General features: G+C 72.5%; 24 protein-coding genes. 20 read left to right on the top strand and 4 right to left on the bottom strand.

Annotation, left to right across the window (positions count from 1 at the left end; all coding sequences use genetic code 11):
* Positions 1-198 (top strand): MoaD/ThiS family protein (locus N865_RS19830; RefSeq protein WP_034809893.1); only part of this gene is annotated, 198 nt, incomplete at its 5' end.
* 6 nt (positions 199-204) lie between these two features.
* Positions 205-1,068, top strand: coding sequence for a hypothetical protein (locus N865_RS22885; protein WP_034809892.1), 864 nt, complete (start codon positions 205-207; stop codon positions 1,066-1,068).
* Between the two features lie 24 nt (positions 1,069-1,092).
* Here the strand turns inward: N865_RS22885 and N865_RS19820 are convergent, their stop codons facing one another.
* Positions 1,093-1,479: a DsrE family protein gene (locus N865_RS19820; RefSeq protein WP_034809891.1), complete on the bottom strand. Its 387-nt coding sequence runs from the start codon at positions 1,477-1,479 to the stop codon at positions 1,093-1,095.
* Positions 1,480-1,582: 103 nt separating this feature from the next.
* Between N865_RS19820 and N865_RS19815 the strand changes: the two genes are divergently transcribed.
* The 9 genes from N865_RS19815 (at position 1,583) to N865_RS19775 (ending at position 8,684) form a co-directional block, all read left to right on the top strand.
* Entirely contained in the window at positions 1,583-2,080 is a 498-nt protein-coding gene (locus N865_RS19815; RefSeq protein ID WP_034809890.1) for an FABP family protein, read from the top strand.
* A gap of 48 nt (positions 2,081-2,128) precedes the next feature.
* A complete protein-coding gene (gene ygfZ / locus N865_RS19810; RefSeq protein ID WP_051511133.1) occupies positions 2,129-3,172 on the top strand; it encodes a CAF17-like 4Fe-4S cluster assembly/insertion protein YgfZ in 1,044 nt (347 codons plus the stop codon).
* A gap of 196 nt (positions 3,173-3,368) precedes the next feature.
* On the top strand, positions 3,369-4,223 hold the full coding sequence (locus N865_RS19805) for a BKACE family enzyme (RefSeq protein WP_034809880.1): 855 nt from the start codon (positions 3,369-3,371) through the stop codon (positions 4,221-4,223).
* Between the two features lie 235 nt (positions 4,224-4,458).
* A complete protein-coding gene (locus N865_RS23765; protein WP_084328403.1) occupies positions 4,459-5,034 on the top strand; it encodes a helix-turn-helix domain-containing protein in 576 nt (191 codons plus the stop codon).
* Between the two features lies 1 nt (position 5,035).
* Positions 5,036-5,926 carry a hypothetical protein gene (locus N865_RS19795; protein WP_051511129.1) on the top strand — a complete coding sequence of 297 codons (891 nt, stop codon included), beginning with the start codon at positions 5,036-5,038 and terminating at the stop codon, positions 5,924-5,926.
* A gap of 315 nt (positions 5,927-6,241) precedes the next feature.
* Entirely contained in the window at positions 6,242-7,240 is a 999-nt protein-coding gene (locus N865_RS19790; RefSeq protein WP_245603851.1) for an asparaginase, read from the top strand.
* A 9-nt stretch (positions 7,241-7,249) separates the two neighbouring features.
* Positions 7,250-7,675, top strand: coding sequence for a D-aminoacyl-tRNA deacylase (gene dtd, locus N865_RS19785; RefSeq protein WP_034809877.1), 426 nt, complete (start codon positions 7,250-7,252; stop codon positions 7,673-7,675).
* Between the two features lie 51 nt (positions 7,676-7,726).
* Entirely contained in the window at positions 7,727-8,041 is a 315-nt protein-coding gene (locus N865_RS19780) for a DUF2516 family protein (protein ID WP_034809875.1), read from the top strand.
* A gap of 85 nt (positions 8,042-8,126) precedes the next feature.
* Positions 8,127-8,684 (top strand): phosphomannose isomerase type II C-terminal cupin domain, encoded by a 558-nt coding sequence (locus tag N865_RS19775; protein WP_245603850.1) that lies wholly within the window; start codon positions 8,127-8,129, stop codon positions 8,682-8,684.
* 115 nt (positions 8,685-8,799) lie between these two features.
* Here N865_RS19775 and N865_RS19770 read toward each other — a convergent pair whose 3' ends face one another.
* Positions 8,800-9,600 carry a methylase gene (locus N865_RS19770; protein ID WP_034809870.1) on the bottom strand — a complete coding sequence of 267 codons (801 nt, stop codon included), beginning with the start codon at positions 9,598-9,600 and terminating at the stop codon, positions 8,800-8,802.
* A 206-nt stretch (positions 9,601-9,806) separates the two neighbouring features.
* Here N865_RS19770 and mshA point away from each other — a divergent pair, with 206 nt between their 5' ends.
* The 3 genes from mshA to N865_RS19755 are packed head-to-tail and all read left to right on the top strand — an operon-like array spanning position 9,807 to position 12,511.
* Positions 9,807-11,108 (top strand): D-inositol-3-phosphate glycosyltransferase, encoded by a 1,302-nt coding sequence (mshA, locus tag N865_RS19765; RefSeq protein ID WP_034809868.1) that lies wholly within the window; start codon positions 9,807-9,809, stop codon positions 11,106-11,108.
* 50 nt (positions 11,109-11,158) lie between these two features.
* Positions 11,159-11,731 (top strand): YbjN domain-containing protein, encoded by a 573-nt coding sequence (locus N865_RS19760; RefSeq protein WP_084328405.1) that lies wholly within the window; start codon positions 11,159-11,161, stop codon positions 11,729-11,731.
* Positions 11,732-11,767: 36 nt separating this feature from the next.
* Positions 11,768-12,511: a phosphoglyceromutase gene (locus N865_RS19755; RefSeq protein WP_034809866.1), complete on the top strand. Its 744-nt coding sequence runs from the start codon at positions 11,768-11,770 to the stop codon at positions 12,509-12,511.
* Positions 12,512-12,622: 111 nt separating this feature from the next.
* Here the strand turns inward: N865_RS19755 and phoU are convergent, their stop codons facing one another.
* Positions 12,623-13,336, bottom strand: a complete 714-nt coding sequence (phoU, locus tag N865_RS19750; protein ID WP_034809864.1) for a phosphate signaling complex protein PhoU — start codon at positions 13,334-13,336, stop codon at positions 12,623-12,625.
* Positions 13,337-13,551: 215 nt separating this feature from the next.
* Between phoU and N865_RS19745 the strand changes: the two genes are divergently transcribed.
* The gene (locus tag N865_RS19745; RefSeq protein WP_245603849.1) at positions 13,552-14,961 is read left to right on the top strand and encodes a sensor histidine kinase; all 1,410 of its coding nucleotides are present in this window, start codon (positions 13,552-13,554) and stop codon (positions 14,959-14,961) included.
* A 16-nt stretch (positions 14,962-14,977) separates the two neighbouring features.
* Positions 14,978-15,661 (top strand): response regulator transcription factor, encoded by a 684-nt coding sequence (locus N865_RS19740; RefSeq protein WP_034809862.1) that lies wholly within the window; start codon positions 14,978-14,980, stop codon positions 15,659-15,661.
* A 21-nt stretch (positions 15,662-15,682) separates the two neighbouring features.
* On the opposite strand, the gene N865_RS19735 is transcribed toward N865_RS19740, so the two are convergent.
* Positions 15,683-16,288, bottom strand: a complete 606-nt coding sequence (locus N865_RS19735; RefSeq protein WP_034809860.1) for a hypothetical protein — start codon at positions 16,286-16,288, stop codon at positions 15,683-15,685.
* Between the two features lie 220 nt (positions 16,289-16,508).
* Between N865_RS19735 and N865_RS19730 the strand changes: the two genes are divergently transcribed.
* From N865_RS19730 to N865_RS19715, 4 genes are all read left to right on the top strand, one after another.
* Positions 16,509-16,991: a CarD family transcriptional regulator gene (locus tag N865_RS19730; RefSeq protein WP_034809857.1), complete on the top strand. Its 483-nt coding sequence runs from the start codon at positions 16,509-16,511 to the stop codon at positions 16,989-16,991.
* A gap of 12 nt (positions 16,992-17,003) precedes the next feature.
* Complete coding sequence (locus tag N865_RS19725) at positions 17,004-17,816, top strand: IspD/TarI family cytidylyltransferase (protein WP_034809855.1); 813 nt, start codon at positions 17,004-17,006, stop codon at positions 17,814-17,816.
* Complete coding sequence (locus tag N865_RS19720) at positions 17,813-18,595, top strand: SDR family oxidoreductase (RefSeq protein ID WP_034809852.1); 783 nt, start codon at positions 17,813-17,815, stop codon at positions 18,593-18,595. Before N865_RS19725 ends, N865_RS19720 begins: the two co-directional genes overlap by 4 nt.
* On the top strand, positions 18,595-18,959 hold a 365-nt coding region (locus tag N865_RS19715; RefSeq protein WP_051511135.1), incomplete at its 3' end, for a 2-C-methyl-D-erythritol 2,4-cyclodiphosphate synthase. The genes N865_RS19720 and N865_RS19715, both read left to right, overlap by 1 nt.

Below are 18,959 nucleotides of genomic sequence, written 5' to 3'. Positions count from 1 at the left end.
GCCGCCGGTCTCGACGCGGAGGTCCTGCCGGGCGACACCGTCGGCGCCGTGCTCGCGGCCGCGGTCGGCGCCCACCCCGGGCTCGAGCGGGTCGCCGGCGTCGCGACCTTCCTGCTCGACGGTCGCGCCGTGGGTCGGGACGAGCCGGTTCCGGCAGGCTCGACCCTCGAGGTGCTGCCGCCCTTCGCCGGCGGGTGATGCACAATGACGACCGTGCCTGACGACAATGCGGCGTCCCGCCCGGGCGAGCGCGCCGCGCAGCCCGAGGCAGCGGGGACCGGTCCGCTGACCCCGCCGCTGCCCGCGACCGAGGCCGACCGGCTCCGTCCCGTCACGGTCGCGTTCGTCGTTGTCGGGGCGGCGGCCGTCCTCGTCGCCTCGCTCGCCGGCTCCGGTGCCGTCCTCGGCGTCACCCTCGTGCTCGTCCTTCTGCTCGCGTTCGGCTGGCCCGAGCTCGCCGGGTCATACACGCCGGGCGCCACCAGCGTGATCCTCGCCCTCTCGGGGGTCGTCATCGTGCTCACCGCCCTGCGCGACGACCTCCGCTGGGTGGCGGCCGCCGTCGCTCTCGGGATCGTCCTGTCCTTCTTCGGGCAGCTGGTCCGGCGCACCGGCCGCGAGGGCCTCGTCCTCACCCTCCTCGCCTCGTTCGGCGGTCTCGTCCTCATCGCGTCCGGAGCGACGGCCGTGCCCCTCGGCGACGACGCCTCTGGTGCGGCGGTCCTCGCCGCGGCGATGGCGGGGGTCGTCGGTGGCCTCGCCGCCGACCTGCTCGCCCCCGCGGCTCGCGCACGTCCCGGAGGGTCGGCCGCCCTCGCCGCGGCGGCGCTCGTCGGCGGCGGTCTCGTGGCGCTCGCCGCTGCGCTCGTCCTCGACACCCCGGCCGACGGGCTGGCGACGGCCGTCGCGGTCGGCGTTGGGGCCCTGAGCGGGATCGTCTCGTGGGGGCTGCGCCGGGTCCTGTCGCTCCAACCCGCGATGGTCGAGGCCCGTGGCCAGCTCGCGGCCGGAGTCGGCTCGGTCCTCGCCGTCGGTGCGATCGCCGCCGTGGTTGCAGCCGCCACCTGACGGATCGGCTCGTGCGCTGAACGGTCAGTAGACGAGGGCCTGCGCGCCCGGCGCCATGACCTCCTCGACGAACGACGCCGCACCACGGATCTGCACACCCTCGACGAGGTCGCCCTCGGTGAGGTCGCGCCGGGCCGCGCACTGGCTGCAGACGGTGACCCGGCCCGAGACCAGGAGGGCGTCGCGCAGGTCGGCCAGCCCAGCGGCATACGGCAGCTCGAACTCCTCCGCCCGACCGGGAACGGCCATCCACGACGCCTCCCCGGTCAGCCACAGCGACACGTCGACGCCGCTCGCGGCGGCGGTCGCCGCCACGGTGAAGGCCTGCGATAGACGCTCGGGCGCCTCGGTGCCGCTCGTGACCTTGACGACGAGGGGGCGGGCGGGCGTCGGGCGCTCGGGGCTGTCCATGCGTTCAGGTTACGATCGGGGACGGCCCGTGCGACGCGGGCACCTCTCCCCGTCCCCTCCGCCTTCCCGTCCGCCCCCGACCGGGGCGAGTGAGCGAGCCGACATGTTCAACCTCGACCAGGACATCCCCGAGCCCCTGCGTCCCCTCGCCTGGCTCATCGGGCGCTGGGAGGGTGCAGGCGTCGTCGGTTACCCCACCATCGAGTCGGCGCACTTCGGCCAGGAGATCGAGGTCACCCACGACGGCCGCGGCTTCCTCAAGTGGGAGAGCCGGGCCTGGATCCTCGACTCCGAGAACGGCGCGAAGGTCCGGCCCGCCGCGGTCGAGTCCGGCTTCTGGCGCCCGCTCGACAACGGCGAGGTCGAGCTGCTCCTCGCGCACCCGACCGGCATCCTCGAGCTCTACTACGGGACGATGGAGCCGGCGAAGATCCAGCTCAAGACCGACGGCGTGCTCCGCGCGCCCGGCGCCAAGGAGTACAACGCCGCGACCCGGATGTACGGCCTCGTCGAGTCGCAGCTCATGTGGGTCATGGACATGGCCGCGGTCGGCCAGGACCTCCAGAGCCACGTGTCGGCCACCCTCAAGCGCGTCGAGTGACCTGCTCGCCAGCCGGAATGACCCACTGACCGGAGCCGTTGACCCACTGTGACCGAACACGCGACCCAGGCCCCCGGGACGACCCGAAGCCCCCTGCTCGACCGCCCCGGCGCCGTGGCGGGGGAGGGACTCGACGCCTCGGTGGCCCTCCACTACGGCGATCCGATGCGCGAGCAGCGGGTTCTCGAGGAGGGGCTGGGCGTCGTCGACCTGTCCAACCGCGAGGTCATCACGGTCACCGGCCCCGACCGGCTGAGCTGGCTCCACTCGCTCACGACCCAGCACCTCCTGGGTCTCGCGCCGCGCACCTCACGTGAGGCGCTCATCCTCACGCCGAAGGGCCACGTCGAGCACTCGCTCCACCTCGTCGACGACGGCGAGACGACGTGGATCACGACCGAGCCGGGCGCCGGCGCAGCCCTGCGCGAGTGGCTCGAGAAGATGCGCTTCATGCTGCGCGTCGAGGTCGCCGACGTCACCGCAGAGTGGGCGGTCCTCGGCGAGCCGCACGACTCCGAGTCCGCCGCCGGCGAACCCCTCGCGTGGCGCGACCCGTGGCCCGACCCCGTCGGCGACACGACGGCATACGGCCCGGTCGACGGCCATCCCGGCACCGACCGGAGGTGGCGAGAGGTCATCGTCCCGCGCGCGGATGTCCTTGCTGCCGTGGGGGACCGGCCCGTCGCCGGGCTATGGGCCGCGGAGGCGCTGCGCATCGCTGCGTGGCGCCCGCGGTTCGGGTTCGAGACCGACCACCGCACGATCGTCCACGAGGTCGACTGGCTGCGGACCGCCGTGCACCTGCACAAGGGCTGCTACCGGGGCCAGGAGACGGTCGCGCGCGTCCACAACCTCGGCCGGCCGCCGCGCCGCCTCGTCTTCCTCCACCTCGACGGGTCAGGTCACGTCCTGCCGGCCCGGGGGAGCGAGGTGTATGCCGGTGACCGCGTCGTCGGGCACGTGACCTCCGTGGGTCGTCACCACACCGACGGCCCGATCGCCCTGGCTCTCATCAAGCGCAACACCGAGCCGACCCTCGACCTGCTCGTCGAGGGCCTGAGCGCTGCCCAGACGACCATCGTCTCCGCCTGAGTTCAGCGGGCAGCCTGGTTGGCCCCGCCCCGCCCCGCGCCGCCGCGCCCCGCCGAGCCGCACTGCCTCAGCGTCTTTGCCCGGGCGGAGTTGCTGTGGTGTTCAGACGGGTCGAGACCGCTGCATCTTCGCCCGGGCGGAGTTGTTGTGGGGGTTGCCCCCGGCGGCGCCGTGGACCGCTGGCAGGATGACCCGCATGAACACCGCTCGCAGCGCCGCGCGCACCCTGATCACCGTCGCCCCGACCGGGGCCGAGACCGCCAAGGCCGACGTCCCGGCTCTACCGACGACGCCTGAGGAGCTCGTGGAGACGGCCATCGCGTGCGAGGCTGCCGGTGCCGCGCTCATCCACATCCACGTCCGCGACCGCGCGCACGAGCCGACGCTCGACCCGGTCCTGCTCGCGGAGGCGGTGGCGGGGGTCCGCGAGGCGACGGACCTCGTCGTCCAGCTCTCGACGGGCGGCAGCATCACCGACCCGCTCGAGCAGCGGCTCACCGTGCTCGACGCCGACCCCGACTCGTGCTCGCTCACGTGCGGGACGACGAACTTCGGCGACGGCGTGTTCCTCAACCCGTGGGGCTTCATGGTCGACCTCTACCGCCAGGCGCGGGAGCGGGAGGTCGTGCCCGAGTTCGAGCTGTTCGAGCTCGGTCACGTCCACGCGCTCCGCCGACTCATCGACGAGTGCGGACTGCCCTACGGCGGCAAGGTCCACGTCGACTTCGTCACCGGGGTCCCGGGCTCGATGCCGGGCACACCCCAGGCCCTGCTCGCCGGGGTGGCGATGCTGCCTCCGGAGGTCACGAGCTGGTCCGCGACCGGCATCGGCCGCGCCCACCTGCCCATCGTCGCCGCTGCGCTCGCAGCGGGCGGCCACCTGCGGGTCGGCATGGAGGACAACCTCGTCTTCGCCAAGGGCCAGCCGGTCACGCACAACCGCGAGCTCGTCGCCCGCGCCGCCGAGCTCGCCACGATCATGCAGCGGCCGCCGATGACGACGACCGAGGCCCGAGAGCTGCTCGCCGTCAAGGACCGCCGCGCCCGCTGACCGCGAGCGCCCCGCCCGCTGACCGCGAGCGCCCCGCTCACCGAACGCGAGCGCCCCGCTCACCGAACGCGGCGTTCGGTGCCGAACGCACCGGCATACCACTGAGTTCGACACCGAACGCGGCGTTCGGTCGGGTGAGGCCGAGGCGTATGCCGCTGGGCGGGCTTCCCGATGTGGGCGGGCTCACGCTTTCCAGAGTTTGCATTCTGCTTGCTGCAGCAAGCACAATGGAGGTATGAGCAAGCTTCCGCTACCCGACCTCGGGGCCTACCTGCGCGAACAGCGTGAGAGTGCCCAGCTGTCGCTGCGTCAGCTTGCCGACATCGCAGGGATCTCCAACCCCTATCTGTCGCAGATCGAGCGTGGCCTCAAGAGGCCGAGCGCCGAGATCCTCCAGCAGATCGCCAAGGGGCTGCAGGTCTCTGCCGAGTCGCTGTACGTCCGAGCCGGCATCCTCGACGAGCGGGTGACCGAAGGGTCCGACCCGGCCGCCGCCCCGGACGTCCTCTCCGCCATCGCCGCCGACCCGGTCCTCACGGACCGGCAGCGCGGGGTGCTCGTCGACATCTACCTGTCGTTCGTCGGCGCCGCCGGCGACCGGGAACCCCAGACCCCAGACCGGCCCGTCGGGCAGCCCGCCCGCCGCCGGAGCCAGGCGCGCCCGGCACTCGCCACCGCGCCCGAGACCATCCCCCTAGACACGACCCCCCTCGACTCGACCCCTCCCGGCCCCACCCCCGACAGGGCGCGGGATCTCGCCGGGGAGCAGTCCACCCAGTCGACCAAGACCTCGATCCAGAAGGAGAACTGAGATGCCTCTCAGCAAGAAGATCACCAAGGCCGTCAAGGACGCGCAGAAGCAGGCCGAGACCACGGTCTCCGACGTGCGCGTCGTGCTCGACAAGCGCATCACGGACGCCTCGGTCGACCCGACGCCGTTCTACGCGCTCGTCGGCGCGGCCGACATCGCCATGGGCACCGTCAGGACGGCGAGCGAGCAGCTCGAGGTCGCCCGGGCCCAGGCCAAGACGCTCGACCTGCGCAAGGACGCCCGCAAGGAGGCCCAGGTGCTGCAGAAGGAGCTCCAGAAGCGCATCGCGGAGCTCCAGGCCCGGACCGCCGAGCTCCAGAAGCTCGCCGCCGGCTACGCCGACCGCTTCGTCGAGCAGGCCCAGGAGCTCCCGGCCCAGGTCCTCAACCAGGGCCTCGTCCTCGCGAGCAACGCCAAGGACCAGTACGACGCCGCGGCCGCCCGTGGCGAGAAGGTCGTCACCGACCTGCGGGCCACCGGTGAGAAGACCGCCGCGCAGCTCGCGGACCGCTCCGGCGCCGTCGTCGCCCGCGGCCGCAACGTCGCCAAGACGGCCGTCGTCGAGGGTGAGAAGGTCGCCAAGACCGTCCTCGACGTCGTCTCCGACGATGCCTCGACGGTGACCTCGCAGGTCGAGAAGTCGGTCAAGGCCGTTGACGAGGCTGCGGCCCCGGTGCCGGTCACCCCGTCGGAGGCGACGAAGGCCACGACCCGCAAGGTCGCCGCCCGCAAGGCCGCCGCGACCCGCAAGGCCAACGCCGTCGAGGCGACGACGACCCGCAAGGTCGCCGCGCGGACCTCCGCCGCCAAGACGTCGACGGGCACCACGGCCAAGGCGCCGGCTCGCAAGGCGCCCGCCAAGAAGGCCCCCGCGAAGAAGACCGCCGACTGAGGCAGCCCGCCGCGCGGGACCGCACGCAGGGCCGTCACCCCATGAGGGGTGGCGGCCCTGCTGTCGTAAGCCGCTCGGCCGGCACCCGCCCCGGCGCAGGCGCCCTGCCCCGCGGGCACCACGCCCGCCCTCCCACACTGCGCGTGGGCAGCCGACCGCGCACGCATCCGGCTCCTGCCGACCGAACGCGGCGTTCATTGTCGAACTCACTGGTATAGCAGTGAGTTCGACAACGAACGCCGCGTTCGGTTGACGGCCGGGGAGGTGGTGGGACGCGCGCGAGCACGCTGCCGGCCCTCCGGCATACTGCGGGACGTGTCCGAGCACCGTGGAACCCTGTCCCCGCCGGCCTCCGTCTCGTCCGCTCTCGCGGCGGCGCCGGTCGTCGCGCACGTCGTGAGAGGCGGCTTCGTCGAGTCGGCGCACCACGGGACTGCCGTCGTCACGAACCCCGACGGCAGCATCGACCTCGAGATCGGCGACGCGAGCGGCCCGGTGTTCCCGCGGTCGTCGAGCAAGCCGATCCAGGCGCTCGCCATGGTGCGCAACGGCCTCGCCACCGACGGCGCCCTCCTGTCGCTCGCCTGCGCGAGCCACTCCGGCGAGGACTTCCACCTCGAGGGGGTCCGCGCGATCCTCGCCGGTGCGGGCCTGATCGAGTCCGACCTCCAGAACACGCCTGACTACCCGCTCGACGAGGCGGCCCGGACCGACTGGATCGCGGCGGGCCGCAAGAGGGAGTCGATCGCCCAGAACTGCTCCGGCAAGCACGCGTCGATGCTCGCCACCTGCGTCGCCCGGGGCTGGGACCTCGGGACGTACCGCAACCCGGACCATCGGCTTCAGGTCGCGATCCGCGGGACCGTTCGCGAGCTGACCGGGTCCGAGCCCGTCGCCGAGGCCCTCGACGGCTGCGGTGCCCCGATCCACGCGGTCCCGCTCTCCGGCCTCGCACGCGCGTTCGGCCGGATCGCCGCGACCCGCGTCGGCCCGGAGGCGCGCGTCGCCGCCGCGATCCGCGCCTACCCCGAGTTCCTCGGGGGCACCGGCCGTGACGTCACCGCGCTCATCCGGGGCGTCGACGGCCTCATCGCCAAGGACGGGGCCGAGGCCGTGTATGCCGTGGGGCTGGCCGACGGCCGCGGCGTCGCCGTCAAGGTCGCCGACGGAGGGGCGCGGGCCCGGACCGTCCTGCTCGCAGCCGTCCTGCGTCGCATCGGCGTGACGGATGAGGCGGCGCTCGCCGCGCTGGAGAACCAGCCCGTCCTCGGCCACGGGGAGCCGGTCGGCTCCGTCGTCGCCGTGGGCATCTGAGGGGCAGCCGTGCGAGCCGTTCTCCAACGGGTGACCGAGGCACGGGTCGAGGTCGACGGCGAGGTCGTCGGCGCCCTCACGCGGCCCGGCCTGCTCGCCCTCGTCGGGGTCGCGCACGACGACGGCCCCGAGCAGGTCGAGCGGATGGCCCGCAAGATCGCCGAGCTGCGGATCCTGCGTGACGAGCAGAGCGTGTCCGACGCAGGCGCGCCCGTTCTCGTCGTCAGCCAGTTCACGCTTCACGCGGACACCCGCAAGGGCCGACGACCGTCCTGGAGCGCCGCAGCACCCGGGCCCGTGGCCGAGCCGGTGATCGAAGACCTCGTCTCGGCGCTGCGCGCCCGAGGCATCGAGGTCGAGACGGGACGGTTCGGCGCGATGATGGCCGTCTCGCTGACCAACGACGGCCCGTTCACGCTCGTCGTCGACGCCTGAATCCTCCGGCGTCGAGGGTGCCCCGGGCCGCCCCGCGGTTACGCTGGAGGCATGACCCTGTACACCGGCTTCCAGAACCTCGTCCTCCTCGGGCTGGGGGCCGTCGCCTTCGGCTGCGAGATCTTCGCCTTCATCGACGCCTTCCGCCAGCCCGAGGCGGCCTATGTCGCCGCGAGCAAGCGCACACGCACGTTCTGGCTGCTCATCACGGGTGTCGCGGTCCTCCTCGGCTTCGTCACCCTGTTCAACCCGCTCAGCATCTTCGGACTGGCTGCGTTCGTCGGCGCCGCCGTCTACCTCGCGGACGTCCGCCCCGCCCTGCGCCAGGTCCGTGGACTCGGGGGGCGCTCCCACAACGGATGGTGATCCTCGCGTCTCCTTCGGGATCCGGGCTCCGGCCCCGCCTCCCGTAGGGCACACTGGTGCACTCACCAGACCTATGGGGGGAGCCATGACCGACCAGCAGCGTGCTGGGGCCACCGTCGCCGGGACCGTCCCGGACGATGACTTCGACGGCATCGCCGCCGAAATCGAGCACGAGATCGAGCAGGACATCGACCACATGCGCACCGACCACCTCGACGAGCACCTCGACGACCCCTCGGCCCCGACCGCGACGCCGTCGCACTCGGTCGACGAGTACGTCCTCGGCGACCGCAACCCGACCGCCGACATCTTCGTCGCGGAGCGCCCGTGGGGCGACTTCCAGCAGTTCGTGTCCAACGAGCAGGTGACGGTCAAGATCATCACGGTCCAGCCGGGTCACCGACTGTCCCTGCAGCGCCACGACCACCGCGGCGAGATGTGGCAGGTCCTCGACGTGCCGATCGACATCACCGTCGACGAGCGCGAGTGGGTCGCGCAGCCCGGTGAGACGATCTGGGTTCCCCGGGGCGCCACGCACCGGATGGGCAACTCGGGTGACCGCGCCGGCCGCCTGCTCGAGGTGGCCTTCGGGCACTTCGACGAGGGCGACATCGAGCGCCTCCAGGACGACTACGCCCGCTGACGCGGCCTATCCCTCCACCCCCAGCAGACTGAACGCAGCGTTCGTTCTCGAACTCACCGGCATACCACTGAGTTCGAGAACGAACGCTGCGTTCACGTGACCAGGGGGAGGGAGGTCAGGTGGTGCCGGTGGGGGCGACGGCGTCCCAGGCGACGGTGATCTCCCCGAGGCGCCAGCGGGCCGGGCCGTCGAGGAGCGGCCAGCGTTCCCGGATCTCGGCGGCCGCCGCGAGGAACCGCTGCCGGGCCCCCCACGACGACTGGGGTGCGCTTCGGGCCCAGGCGCGGTCGAGGTCCTGCAGGTAGGCGTGGACCGGCTCGCCGGGCACGTTGCGATGGATGAGCGACTTCGGCAGCCGCTCGGCCACGTCGGACGGCCGCTCGAGGCCACGCAGCCGGAGTGAGATCGTGAGGCTCACCGGCCCGCTGGCCTCGACGGCGACCCACGTCGCGCGCCGGCCGATCTCGTCACACGTCCCGTCGACGAGCAGGCCGTCGGGGGCGAGCCGCTGCTGGACCCGCGCCCAGGCGCCGGGCACGTCGTCCTCGGCGTACTGGCGCAGCACGTTGAAGGCCCGCACGACCGTGGGCCGGGCGTCCCCGTCGAGAGGCACCTCGAACCCGCCGAGCCGGAAGCGCAGCCCCTCCCGCTCGAGGGGCGCGCCCGCCGCGACTCGGGCCGGGTCGATCTCGATCCCGACGACCTCGACGTCCGGACGGACCAGCCGCAGGCGGTCGTGCAGCTCGACCGCCGTGATCGGGGACGCGCCGTAGCCGAGGTCGACGACGATCGGCGGACCCGACGCCCGACGCAGTCGCCACGCCTGCGGGCCGGCGATCCAGCGGTCGCAGCGGCGCAGCCGGTTGGGGTTCGTCGTGCCGCGGGTGATGGTCCCGACGGGTCGAGGGCTGCGCACCCGTCGAGCCTAGCCGGGCCCGCCGGCCGACCCTTGCTCGCGCGCAGACGGCCGGTCGCGGAGGCGGCCGCGCTCCGGGAGGCAGCCCGGCGGCATACGACAGCCCCGCGGGGACCGGCCGGGAGCCCGGGGGAGCCGGCCGGGAATCGACACGGGCCGGGAGGAGTTGTGGCCTAGGAACGACTGCTGGTGACGAAAGGGTGCCGATGACGGCCGATCCGAGGCGCGTGGCGATGATCAGCGTCCACACCTCCCCGCTGGAGCAGCCCGGGACGGGCGACGCCGGCGGCATGAACGTCTACGTCGCCGAGACCGCCAAGGAGCTCGCGCGGCGCGGGGTCGAGGTCGACATCTTCACCCGCCGCACAACCGGGGAGACGCCGGTCGAGGCCGAGCTCGTCCCCGGGGTCAGGGTGCGCCACGTCACCGCGGGGCCCTACGAGGGCCTGTCCAAGGAGGACCTTCCCGGCCAGCTCTGCGCCTTCTCGGCGGGGATCATGCAGGCCGGGCTCTCCGTCCCCGAGGACCACTACGACCTCGTCCACTCGCACTACTGGCTCTCGGGGCAGGTCGGCTGGCTCGCCGCCGACCGCTGGCGGGTCGCGCTCGTCCACACGATGCACACGATGGCGCGCGTCAAGAACCTCCACCTCGCCGACGGCGACACCCCCGAGCCGATCGGCCGCGAGATCGGGGAGGCCCAGGTCGTCGAGGCCGCGGACCGTCTCATCGCCAACACCGACGACGAGGCGCGCGAGCTCATCGAGCTGTATGCCGCCCTCCCGCGCAAGGTGTCCGTCGTCCCTCCCGGCGTCGACCTGTCGACCTTCACCGCCGGCGACCGCACGGCCGCCCGCAGCGGGCTCGGCCTGCCCCTCGACGGCGACCTGCTCCTCTTCGTGGGCCGGATCCAGCCGCTCAAGGCGCCCGACGTGCTCCTCCGGGCCGCGCACGAGCTCATCCGCCGCGACCCGACCCGGCGCCGGACGCTGTCCGTCGCGGTGCTCGGTGGCCCGAGCGGCAGCGGTCTCACCCGCCCGCACGAGCTCGAGGACCTGGCGGCCGCGCTCGGGATCGCCGACGTCGTCCGGTTCGTCCCGCCGGTGCCGCGGCCCGTGCTCGCGCAGTGGTACCGCGCGGCCGACCTCGTCGTCGTGCCGAGCTACTCCGAGTCCTTCGGGCTCGTCGCCATCGAGGCGCAGGCCTGCGGCACCCCCGTCGTCGCCGCAGACGTCGGCGGCCTCCCCACCGCCGTCGGCGACGCGGGCGTCCTCGTCCAGGGACACGCGACCGCCGACTGGGCCGACGCGATCGGGGGCCTGCTCGCAGACCCCGACCGGCGTCGGGCGCTCGGCGACGCGGCCCGCGCCCACGCTCAGCAGTTCGGCTGGGGCGCGACGACCGACCGGTTGCTCGCCGTCTACCGCCAGGCGATCGGCGACCGCACCGGCTCGCCCATCGACGAGGGCCAGGGGCTCGTCGGGGTGCCGACCGCGGTCATCCCCTGACGGGCTGGCACGATCGAGTGGAGCGAGCAGCGACGCAGAGCGGAGACGACGTGACCGAGCCCGACACGCATCCGGACACCCAGCCTGACACGCGGCCTCGGGCCGTCGAGCCTGACACCCCGCCCGAGCGCGACCGTGTCGACGCAGCGACAGCCCGGCTCACGGCATACCTCTCGTCGGTGGGGCTCGAGTGGGAGCTCGGCAGCCGGCCGGGGGAGTACCTCGTGACGCTGCCCGGCGAGCAGAAGCTCAAGACCGTCGTGTCACTCCTCGTGCGGCCGCGGACGACGAGCGTCAGCGCGTTCGTCATCCGCAACCCCGACGAGAACCACGAGGCCTTCTACCGGACGCTGCTGCGCAAGAACCTCCGGCTCACCGGCATCGCCTACGCGATCGACACCGACGGCGACGTCTACGTCCGGGGCGAGGTGCCCACCGAGGCCCTCGACGCCGACCACCTCGACCAGCTCTTCGGGGTCGTCCTGGCCGCGAGCGACCACGCCTTCAACGAGCTGCTCGCCCTCGGCTTCCTCGGGTCGATGAAGAAGGAGTGGGCCTGGCGGGTCTCCCGAGGCGAGTCCACGCGCAACCTCGAGGCGTTCCGCCACCTGTTGGAGGACTGAGGCGCGGGGCGCGGGCCCGTCGCTAGGCTGGCGGCCATGACCTACACGCTCGTCCTCGTCCGCCACGGCGAAAGCGACTGGAACGCCAAGAACCTCTTCACCGGGTGGGTCGACGTCGACCTGACCGAGAAGGGCCGGGCCGAGGCAGTCCACGCCGGTGAGCTCATCAAGGAGTCGGGCGTGCTGCCCGACGTCGTGCACACGTCGCTCCTGCGCCGCGCCATCACGACGGCCAACGTCTCGCTCGACGTGGCCGACCGCCACTGGATCCCGGTCCGGCGCGACTGGCGCCTCAACGAGCGGCACTACGGCGCCCTCCAGGGCAAGAACAAGAAGCAGACCCTCGAGACGTACGGCGAGGAGAGGTTCATGGAGTGGCGGCGCTCCTACGACACCCCGCCCCCGCCCATCGACGTCGACGACGAGTTCTCGCAGCACGGCGACCCGCGCTACGCCGACCTCGGCGACGCCATGCCACGCACCGAGTGCCTCAAGGACGTCGTCGCCCGGATGACCCCTTACTGGCTCGGCCCGATCCAGGACGACCTCAAGGCTGGTCACGTCGTCATGCTCGCGGCCCACGGCAACTCCCTGCGGGCCTTGGTCAAGATGCTCGACGAGATCTCCGACGAGGACATCGCCGCGCTCAACATCCCGACGGGCATGCCGCTCGTCTACGAGCTCGACGACGACTTCCGACCCGTGACGCGGGGTGGCCGCTACCTCGACCCGGAGGCCGCCAGGGCGGCCGCCGAGGCCGTGGCCAACCAGGGCCGCTGACCGGCGCCCTCCCAGAGCGACGACGAAGGGCCGCTCCCCCGGGGGCGGCCCTTCGTCGTGGTCAGATCCGGCCAGCGATCGTATGCCGCTGGGCCGGGTCGGTGCCCGTGCTCAGATCCGGCGGTGCTCGATCGCGGCGATGACGTCGGCATCCTCGTCGTCCTCGTGGTCGAAGCTGACGTCCTGGTCGTACTCGCCCGTCACGAGGTAGATGACGCGCCGGGCCACCGACACCGCGTGGTCGGCGAAGCGCTCGTAGTACCGGCCGATGAGGGCGAGGTCGAGGATCGTGCTCCGCGGCCAGGCGCTGTCCTCGTCGAGGATCGCGGCGAAGAGCTGCTGGTGCAGCTCGTCCATCTCGTCGTCGTCCTTCTCGAGGGCCGCCGCGGCCACGACGTCCTTGCTCGCGATGATCGACCCGCACTTGGCGACGATCGCCGCGGCGACCTGGCCCATCTGGAGGATGTGGGAGCGCAGCTCGGGCGGTACGGCCGACTGGGGAGTGCGCAGGCGCGCGACCTTGGCCACGTGGCGCGCGAGGTCGCCCATCCGCTCGAGGTCGGAGCTCATGTGCATCGCCGTCACGACGATGCGCAGGTCGGTCGCTACTGGCTGCTGGCGGGCGAGCAGGTCGATCGAGCGCTCGTCGAGCTCGATCCGGATCTCGTCGAGCTGCCGGTCGGCCTCGATGACCGACTCGGCGAGGTGCACGTCGGCGTCGAGGAGCGCCGTCGTCGCACGGGAGATGGCGGACCCGGCGAGTCGGGTCAGCTCGACGAGCTGGTCCGAGATCGTGTCGAGGTCCTCGTGGAACTGGTCGCGCATGGTCTTCCTGTCTGACGCCTGTCCGGTGACGCCGAGCGGCGTGCCGGGTCCGGTGGTCGTGGCGCGTCGCGTGGGCTGTCGGCCGGGTGGTCCTGCCGAGGCTCGCAGCACTGCGTGAATGGCCGGCGGACCTCAGGTGAACACTCGGTTCGACGCCTGCGGCGATGAGCGCCACGTGTTCAGAGCCTGCCACACGGATGCGTACCCTGAATGTCGTGGACCCGACGACCGCGGCAACGCTTGGTGGCATCGCTGGCCTCGCCCTCGGCGGCGTGGCCATGGTCGCCGTCCGCCTGTCCGACCGGTCGACGCAGGGGGAGGTCATCGACCGCCCGGCCCCGAGCCTGCCGCCGGGCGTCGGTGAGGTCCTCGCCGTGCTCCGGTCCTCGGGGATCGTCGTCGACCGCTCCGACCGTGTCGTCAACAACAGCCCGGCCGCCGTCTCGCACGGCCTCGTGCGCGGCCACGACCTCGTCCACCCCGAGCTGCTCCACCTCGCGCGTGCCGTCCGCCGCGACGGGGTCATCCGGGAAGCCGAGCTCGACCTGCGCAAGGGACTCGGGGAGGGCCGTCAGGTCGTCGCGGCCCGCGTCGCGCCCCTCGGCGCCGACCACGTGCTGCTCCTCGTCGAGGACCGCTCCAAGGCCCGCCGGGTCGAGGAGGTCCGTCGCGACTTCCTCGCCAACGTCAGCCATGAGCTCAAGACGCCGGTCGGGGGCATCTCGCTCCTCGCCGAGGCGATCCTCGACGCCCAGGACGACCCGGTGACCGTCGCCCGGTTCGCCAAGCGGATCAGCGTCGAGTCCGCGCGCCTGACCCGGCTCGTCAAGGAGATCGTCGAGCTCTCCCGCCTCCAGGCCGCCGACGTCGTCAAGGACCCCGTCCGGGTCGACGTTGCCTCCTGCGCGGAGGACGCCGTGGAGCGCTGTCGCCTGCTCGCCGACGAGAGCCGGATCGAGCTGGTCATCCACTGCGAGCCTGGTTGCGAGGTCTTCGGCGACCGCGAGCTCATCACGACGGCCATCGCCAACCTCGTCGGCAACGCCGTCGCCTACTCCGACCGCGACACCAGGGTCGCCATCTCGGTGCGCCGGTCCGACCAGCGGATCATCGACGTCTCGGTGACCGACCAGGGCGTCGGCATCGCGCCCGAGGACCAGGAGCGGATCTTCGAGCGCTTCTACCGGGTGGACACGGCTCGGTCGAGGGCGACAGGCGGGACCGGCCTGGGGCTCGCGATCGTCAAGCACGTGGCCGACAACCACGGCGGTCAGGTGTCGGTGTGGTCCGAGCCGGGCCGCGGCTCGACCTTCACGATCCAGCTGCCCGCGGCTCCGCCCGCCGAGCCCCCTGTGGACGGCGACGCGACCGCTCCGGGAGCGACGGCCACGCCGGCTGCTGCCACGCGCGAGCCGTCCGCCCCCGGACGCGACGCGACCACCTCCGGAAGCGGCGACCGCGAGGACCCGGAGCACCCTCACCCCGAGCTCGACCGCACCGAGCTCGACCGCACCGAGCTCGACCGCACGGAGCTCGACCGCACGGAGCTCGACCGATCGGAGCTCGCCCGATCGGAGCTCGACCGCACCACGACGGGGCCGGCCGGCCAGGCCGCCTCCTCCTGACCACGAAAGGCCCGCCTTGAGCCGCATCCTGATCGTCGAGGACGAGGTGTCGTTCTCGGACCCGCTCTCCTACCTGCTGCGCAAGGAGGGCTACGACGTCGTCGTGACCGAGACCGGCCCGGACGGCCTCGCAGAGTTCGACAAGCACGGCGCCGACCTCGTCCTGCTCGACCTCATGCTGCCCGGCCTGTCGGGGGTCGACGTATGCCGTGCTCTGCGCCAGCGCTCCTCCGTGCCGGTCATCATGCTGACGGCCAAGGACAGCGAGATCGACAAGGTCGTCGGCCTCGAGATCGGTGCCGACGACTACGTGACGAAGCCGTACTCGAGCCGCGAGCTGCTCGCGCGCGTCAAGGCCGTGCTGCGCCGGCTCGCCGAGCCCGAGGACCTCGTCCCCTCGACCCTGGAGTCCGGGCCGGTGCGCATGGACGTCGAGCGGCATACGGTCAGCGTGTCAGGGCAGGCCGTCTCGCTCCCGCTCAAGGAGTTCGAGCTGCTCGAGATGCTGCTGCGCAACTCCGGCCGGGTCCTCACCCGCATGCAGCTCATCGACCGGGTGTGGGGGAGCGACTACGTCGGCGACACGAAGACGCTCGACGTCCACATCAAGCGGCTGCGCGCGAAGATCGAGCCCGACCCGGCCGCTCCGGTCCACATCGTCACGGTGCGGGGACTCGGCTACAAGTTCGAGACCGCCTGACCCGGTCGGGGCCCTCGGACCTCAGCCAGAGGTCGCCGTGGTGGTGGGCGTCGCGGTCGAGGTCGCGGTCGAGGTCGCGGTCGAGGTCTTGGTCGAGATCGCGGAGGGCGTCGCGAACGGTGTCGCCGTCGGCGTCGGGGTCACCGTCGCGTAGTACCCGACCGGGGAGAGGACCGGCACCTTGACCACAGTCGAGCCACCGGGGCTCGACGTGATGGTGACGGGCACCATCGTTCCGGGCTTGGCCGGGAAGTCGGAGACCTGCAGCCCCTTCGTCGTCATGTCGAGCTGCTGGCGGGGCGAGAGGGTCAGCTGGGAGCTCGTGGGGGTGGTGCTCGCGCCGGCCGCGGCCTGGGGCGTCACCTTGACCGTGAGGCTGTCGGTGCCGAGGTTGATCGCGGAGCCGGACAGGACGGCCTGCCCCGAACCGTCGCCGATGAGGGCGAGGTTGCGGATCGACAGGTCGCCGATGTTGGCAGGGACGCCGTCGGCGGGGACGTAGGGCACGTTGGTCTGGACCGTGGAGAAGACGGCGCACCCGCTCGTCAGCGCGGCGAGGGCGGTGCCTCCCGCGAGGGCGGTGACGGTGCGGCGCGCGGAGGTCTTGGCGAGGAATCGACGCTTCACGGGCCACAGCCTACCGGCGGATGCCTCGGGGGCACTCCAGCACCCGCCGAACCGGCCGCGCAGGTGCGCGCGATGCATGCCGATCGGGTATCTGTCAAGACGTCAACCACCTCCCGTTTTCGGCCGTTTGAGGCTCTGACCTGCGCAGATGTCGAATCCTGAGATCGCTATGGATGCTCGGTCGTGATAATCTGGAGGTCGCGAAAGGGGAAAACAGCACATGGTTTTCAAGGTCGGCGAGACGGTCGTGTACCCCCACCACGGGGCTGCACTCATCGAAGAGATCAACACACGCACGATCCGAGGAGAGGACAAGCTCTACCTCAAGCTCAAGGTCGCGCAGGGCGATCTGACGATCGAGGTCCCTGCCGAGAACTGTGACCTCGTCGGCGTCCGCGACGTCGTCGGGCAGGAGGGTCTCGACCGGGTTTTCGAGGTTCTTCGGGCTCCCCACACGGAGGAGCCGACCAACTGGTCCCGCCGTTACAAGGCCAACCTCGAGAAGCTCGCCTCCGGCGACGTCATCAAGGTGGCCGAGGTCGTCCGCGACCTGTGGCGCCGTGACCAGGACCGCGGTCTCTCCGCCGGTGAGAAGCGCATGCTCGCCAAGGCGCGGCAGATCCTCGTCTCCGAGCTCGCGCTCGCAGAGAAGACCGACGAGGACAAGGCCGAGTCGATCCTCGACGAGGTCCTCGCCTCCTGACAGGCGGCAGGTGTGACCCAGTCTCCGGGCGTCGGGGTCATCCTCGTCGCAGCGGGCTCCGGCTCGCGTCTCGGGGCCGACGTCCCCAAGGCCTTCGTGCCCCTCGCAGGGCTGCCCATCCTCGGGCACGCCCTGCGAGGGGCACTGTCGTGCCCGGACGTGGCCGAGGTCGTCGTCGTCGCCCCGGTGAGCCACCTCGCCGTCGCGCGTGAGCTCGCGGAGGCGGCGCTCTCCGAGCACGAGCCGTCACGGGTGACGACGCCTGCGAGGCAGGCTGAGAGCAGCACCACCGACGACGGAGACGTATGCCGCCCAGCCCGCTCGGCGGCATACGTCTCCACTCGCGCGGGCTCAGGCGAGCCGCAGCGGAGGGTGGGCGTCGTCCCGGGGGGCGCCGAGCGCGGCGACTCGGTCGCGGCGGGGCTTGCCGCGCTGTCGCCCGAGGTCTCCGTGGTGCTCGTCCACGATGCGGCGAGGTGCCTCACGCCCGTGGCGGTCTTCGAGCGGGTCGTCGCGGCCGTACGTGCCGGAGCGCCGGCCGTCGTGCCGGGCACCGCCGTCGTCGACACGATCAAGCAGGTCGACGAGACCGGCCGTGTCGTCGCGACTCCTGAGCGGAGCATGCTGCGGGCCGTCCAGACGCCTCAGGGCTTCCGGCGCGACGTCCTGGAGCGGGCCCACGCCCTCTCGAGCGATGCCACGGACGACGCGGCGCTCGTCGAACGGCTCGGTGAGCCTGTCCTCGTCGTCGACGGCGACGCGCTCGCCTTCAAGGTGACCACGCCCGCCGACCTCGACGCGGCGCGCCGTATCCTCGCCGGATGAGCGAGCACCCGTCCACGCCCCAGCCCGTCGCCCTCGTCACCGGGGGAGGGACCGGCATCGGCGCCGCAACGGCCAGGCGCCTCGCGGCCGACGGGTTCGCGGTCGTCGTGGCCGGTCGCCGGCGCGAGCGGCTCGACGAGGTCGTGGCCGGGGTCGGCCCCACGGCCCGGGCCCTCGTCCTCGACGTCACCGATGCCGAGAGCGTCCGCGCGGGCCTCGCGACGTTCGAGCGGCTGGACGTCCTCGTCAACAACGCGGGCGGCGCGCTCGGCGTCTCGACGGTCGAGGCCGGCGACCTCGAGCAGTGGGAGCAGATGTACGCCACCAACGTCCTCGGCACCGTCCGCGTGACCCAGGCAGCGCTTCCGCTCCTGCGCCGCTCGCCCCGCGCGACGATCGTCAACGTCAGCTCCATCGCGGGCGAACGCGTGTATGCCGGCGGCGGCGGCTACGTCGCGGCGAAGCACGGCACCTCGGTCGTGTCCGAGACGCTGCGCCTCGAGCTCAACGGGGAGAACATCCGCGTCACCGACCTGCGACCGGGCATGGTGCGCACCGAGGAGTTCTCGCTCACGCGTCTCGGGGGTGACCAGGCGGCCGCCGACCGGGTCTACGAGGGCGTCGACCGCCCCCTCGTCGCCGAGGACGTCGCCGAGTGCGTCGGGTTCGTCGTCGGCCTGCCGCAGCACGTCGTCATCGACTCGCTCGTCGTCAAGCCGGTCGCCCAGGCGGCGCCGTACCTCGTCCACCGCGGGCCCATCGACTGGAAGGACGCCTGATGACCAGCCCGTCCGTGCCGTCGACCGGAGGGCCTCTCGCCCTGCCGCGGGTCGGGGTCGGCGTCGACGTCCACGCCTTCGCTCCGCAAGGCAGCGAGCGGGAGCTGTGGGTGGCCGGCCTGCACTGGCCGGGCGAGAGGGGGCTCGACGGGCACTCGGACGCCGACGTCGTGGCCCACGCCGCCTGTGACGCGATCTTCGGTGCGGCCGGCATCGGCGACCTCGGGGCCCACTTCGGCACCGCCCGCCCGGAGCTCGCCGGTGCATCCGGCTGCACCCTGCTCGCCGAGGCGGCCCGCCTCGTCCGGGAGGCCGGCTACGAGATCGGCAACATCACTGTCCAGGTCGTCGGCAACCGACCCAA

Origin of the sequence: Intrasporangium oryzae NRRL B-24470, from assembly GCF_000576595.1 — a bacterium.
Taxonomy (GTDB): Bacteria; Actinomycetota; Actinomycetes; order Actinomycetales; family Dermatophilaceae; genus Intrasporangium_C; species Intrasporangium_C oryzae.
The sequence above is the reverse complement of the archived record's forward strand: the minus strand, read 5'-3'. Positions and strand labels throughout refer to the sequence as shown.

What these genes read in the sequence shown, in the direction of transcription:
- N865_RS22885 (WP_034809892.1), top strand. Translation starts at nt 205, where the DNA reads ATGACGACCGTGCCTGACGACAATGCGGCGTCCCGCCCGGGCGAGCGC.
- N865_RS19820 (WP_034809891.1), bottom strand. Translation starts at nt 1,479, where the DNA reads ATGGACAGCCCCGAGCGCCCGACGCCCGCCCGCCCCCTCGTCGTCAAG.
- N865_RS19815 (WP_034809890.1), top strand. Translation starts at nt 1,583, where the DNA reads ATGTTCAACCTCGACCAGGACATCCCCGAGCCCCTGCGTCCCCTCGCC.
- N865_RS19805 (WP_034809880.1), top strand. Translation starts at nt 3,369, where the DNA reads ATGAACACCGCTCGCAGCGCCGCGCGCACCCTGATCACCGTCGCCCCG.
- N865_RS23765 (WP_084328403.1), top strand. Translation starts at nt 4,459, where the DNA reads ATGAGCAAGCTTCCGCTACCCGACCTCGGGGCCTACCTGCGCGAACAG.
- N865_RS19795 (WP_051511129.1), top strand. Translation starts at nt 5,036, where the DNA reads ATGCCTCTCAGCAAGAAGATCACCAAGGCCGTCAAGGACGCGCAGAAG.
- N865_RS19780 (WP_034809875.1), top strand. Translation starts at nt 7,727, where the DNA reads ATGACCCTGTACACCGGCTTCCAGAACCTCGTCCTCCTCGGGCTGGGG.
- N865_RS19775 (WP_245603850.1), top strand. Translation starts at nt 8,127, where the DNA reads ATGACCGACCAGCAGCGTGCTGGGGCCACCGTCGCCGGGACCGTCCCG.
- mshA (WP_034809868.1), top strand. Translation starts at nt 9,807, where the DNA reads ATGACGGCCGATCCGAGGCGCGTGGCGATGATCAGCGTCCACACCTCC.
- N865_RS19755 (WP_034809866.1), top strand. Translation starts at nt 11,768, where the DNA reads ATGACCTACACGCTCGTCCTCGTCCGCCACGGCGAAAGCGACTGGAAC.
- phoU (WP_034809864.1), bottom strand. Translation starts at nt 13,336, where the DNA reads ATGCGCGACCAGTTCCACGAGGACCTCGACACGATCTCGGACCAGCTC.
- N865_RS19730 (WP_034809857.1), top strand. Translation starts at nt 16,509, where the DNA reads ATGGTTTTCAAGGTCGGCGAGACGGTCGTGTACCCCCACCACGGGGCT.
- N865_RS19720 (WP_034809852.1), top strand. Translation starts at nt 17,813, where the DNA reads ATGAGCGAGCACCCGTCCACGCCCCAGCCCGTCGCCCTCGTCACCGGG.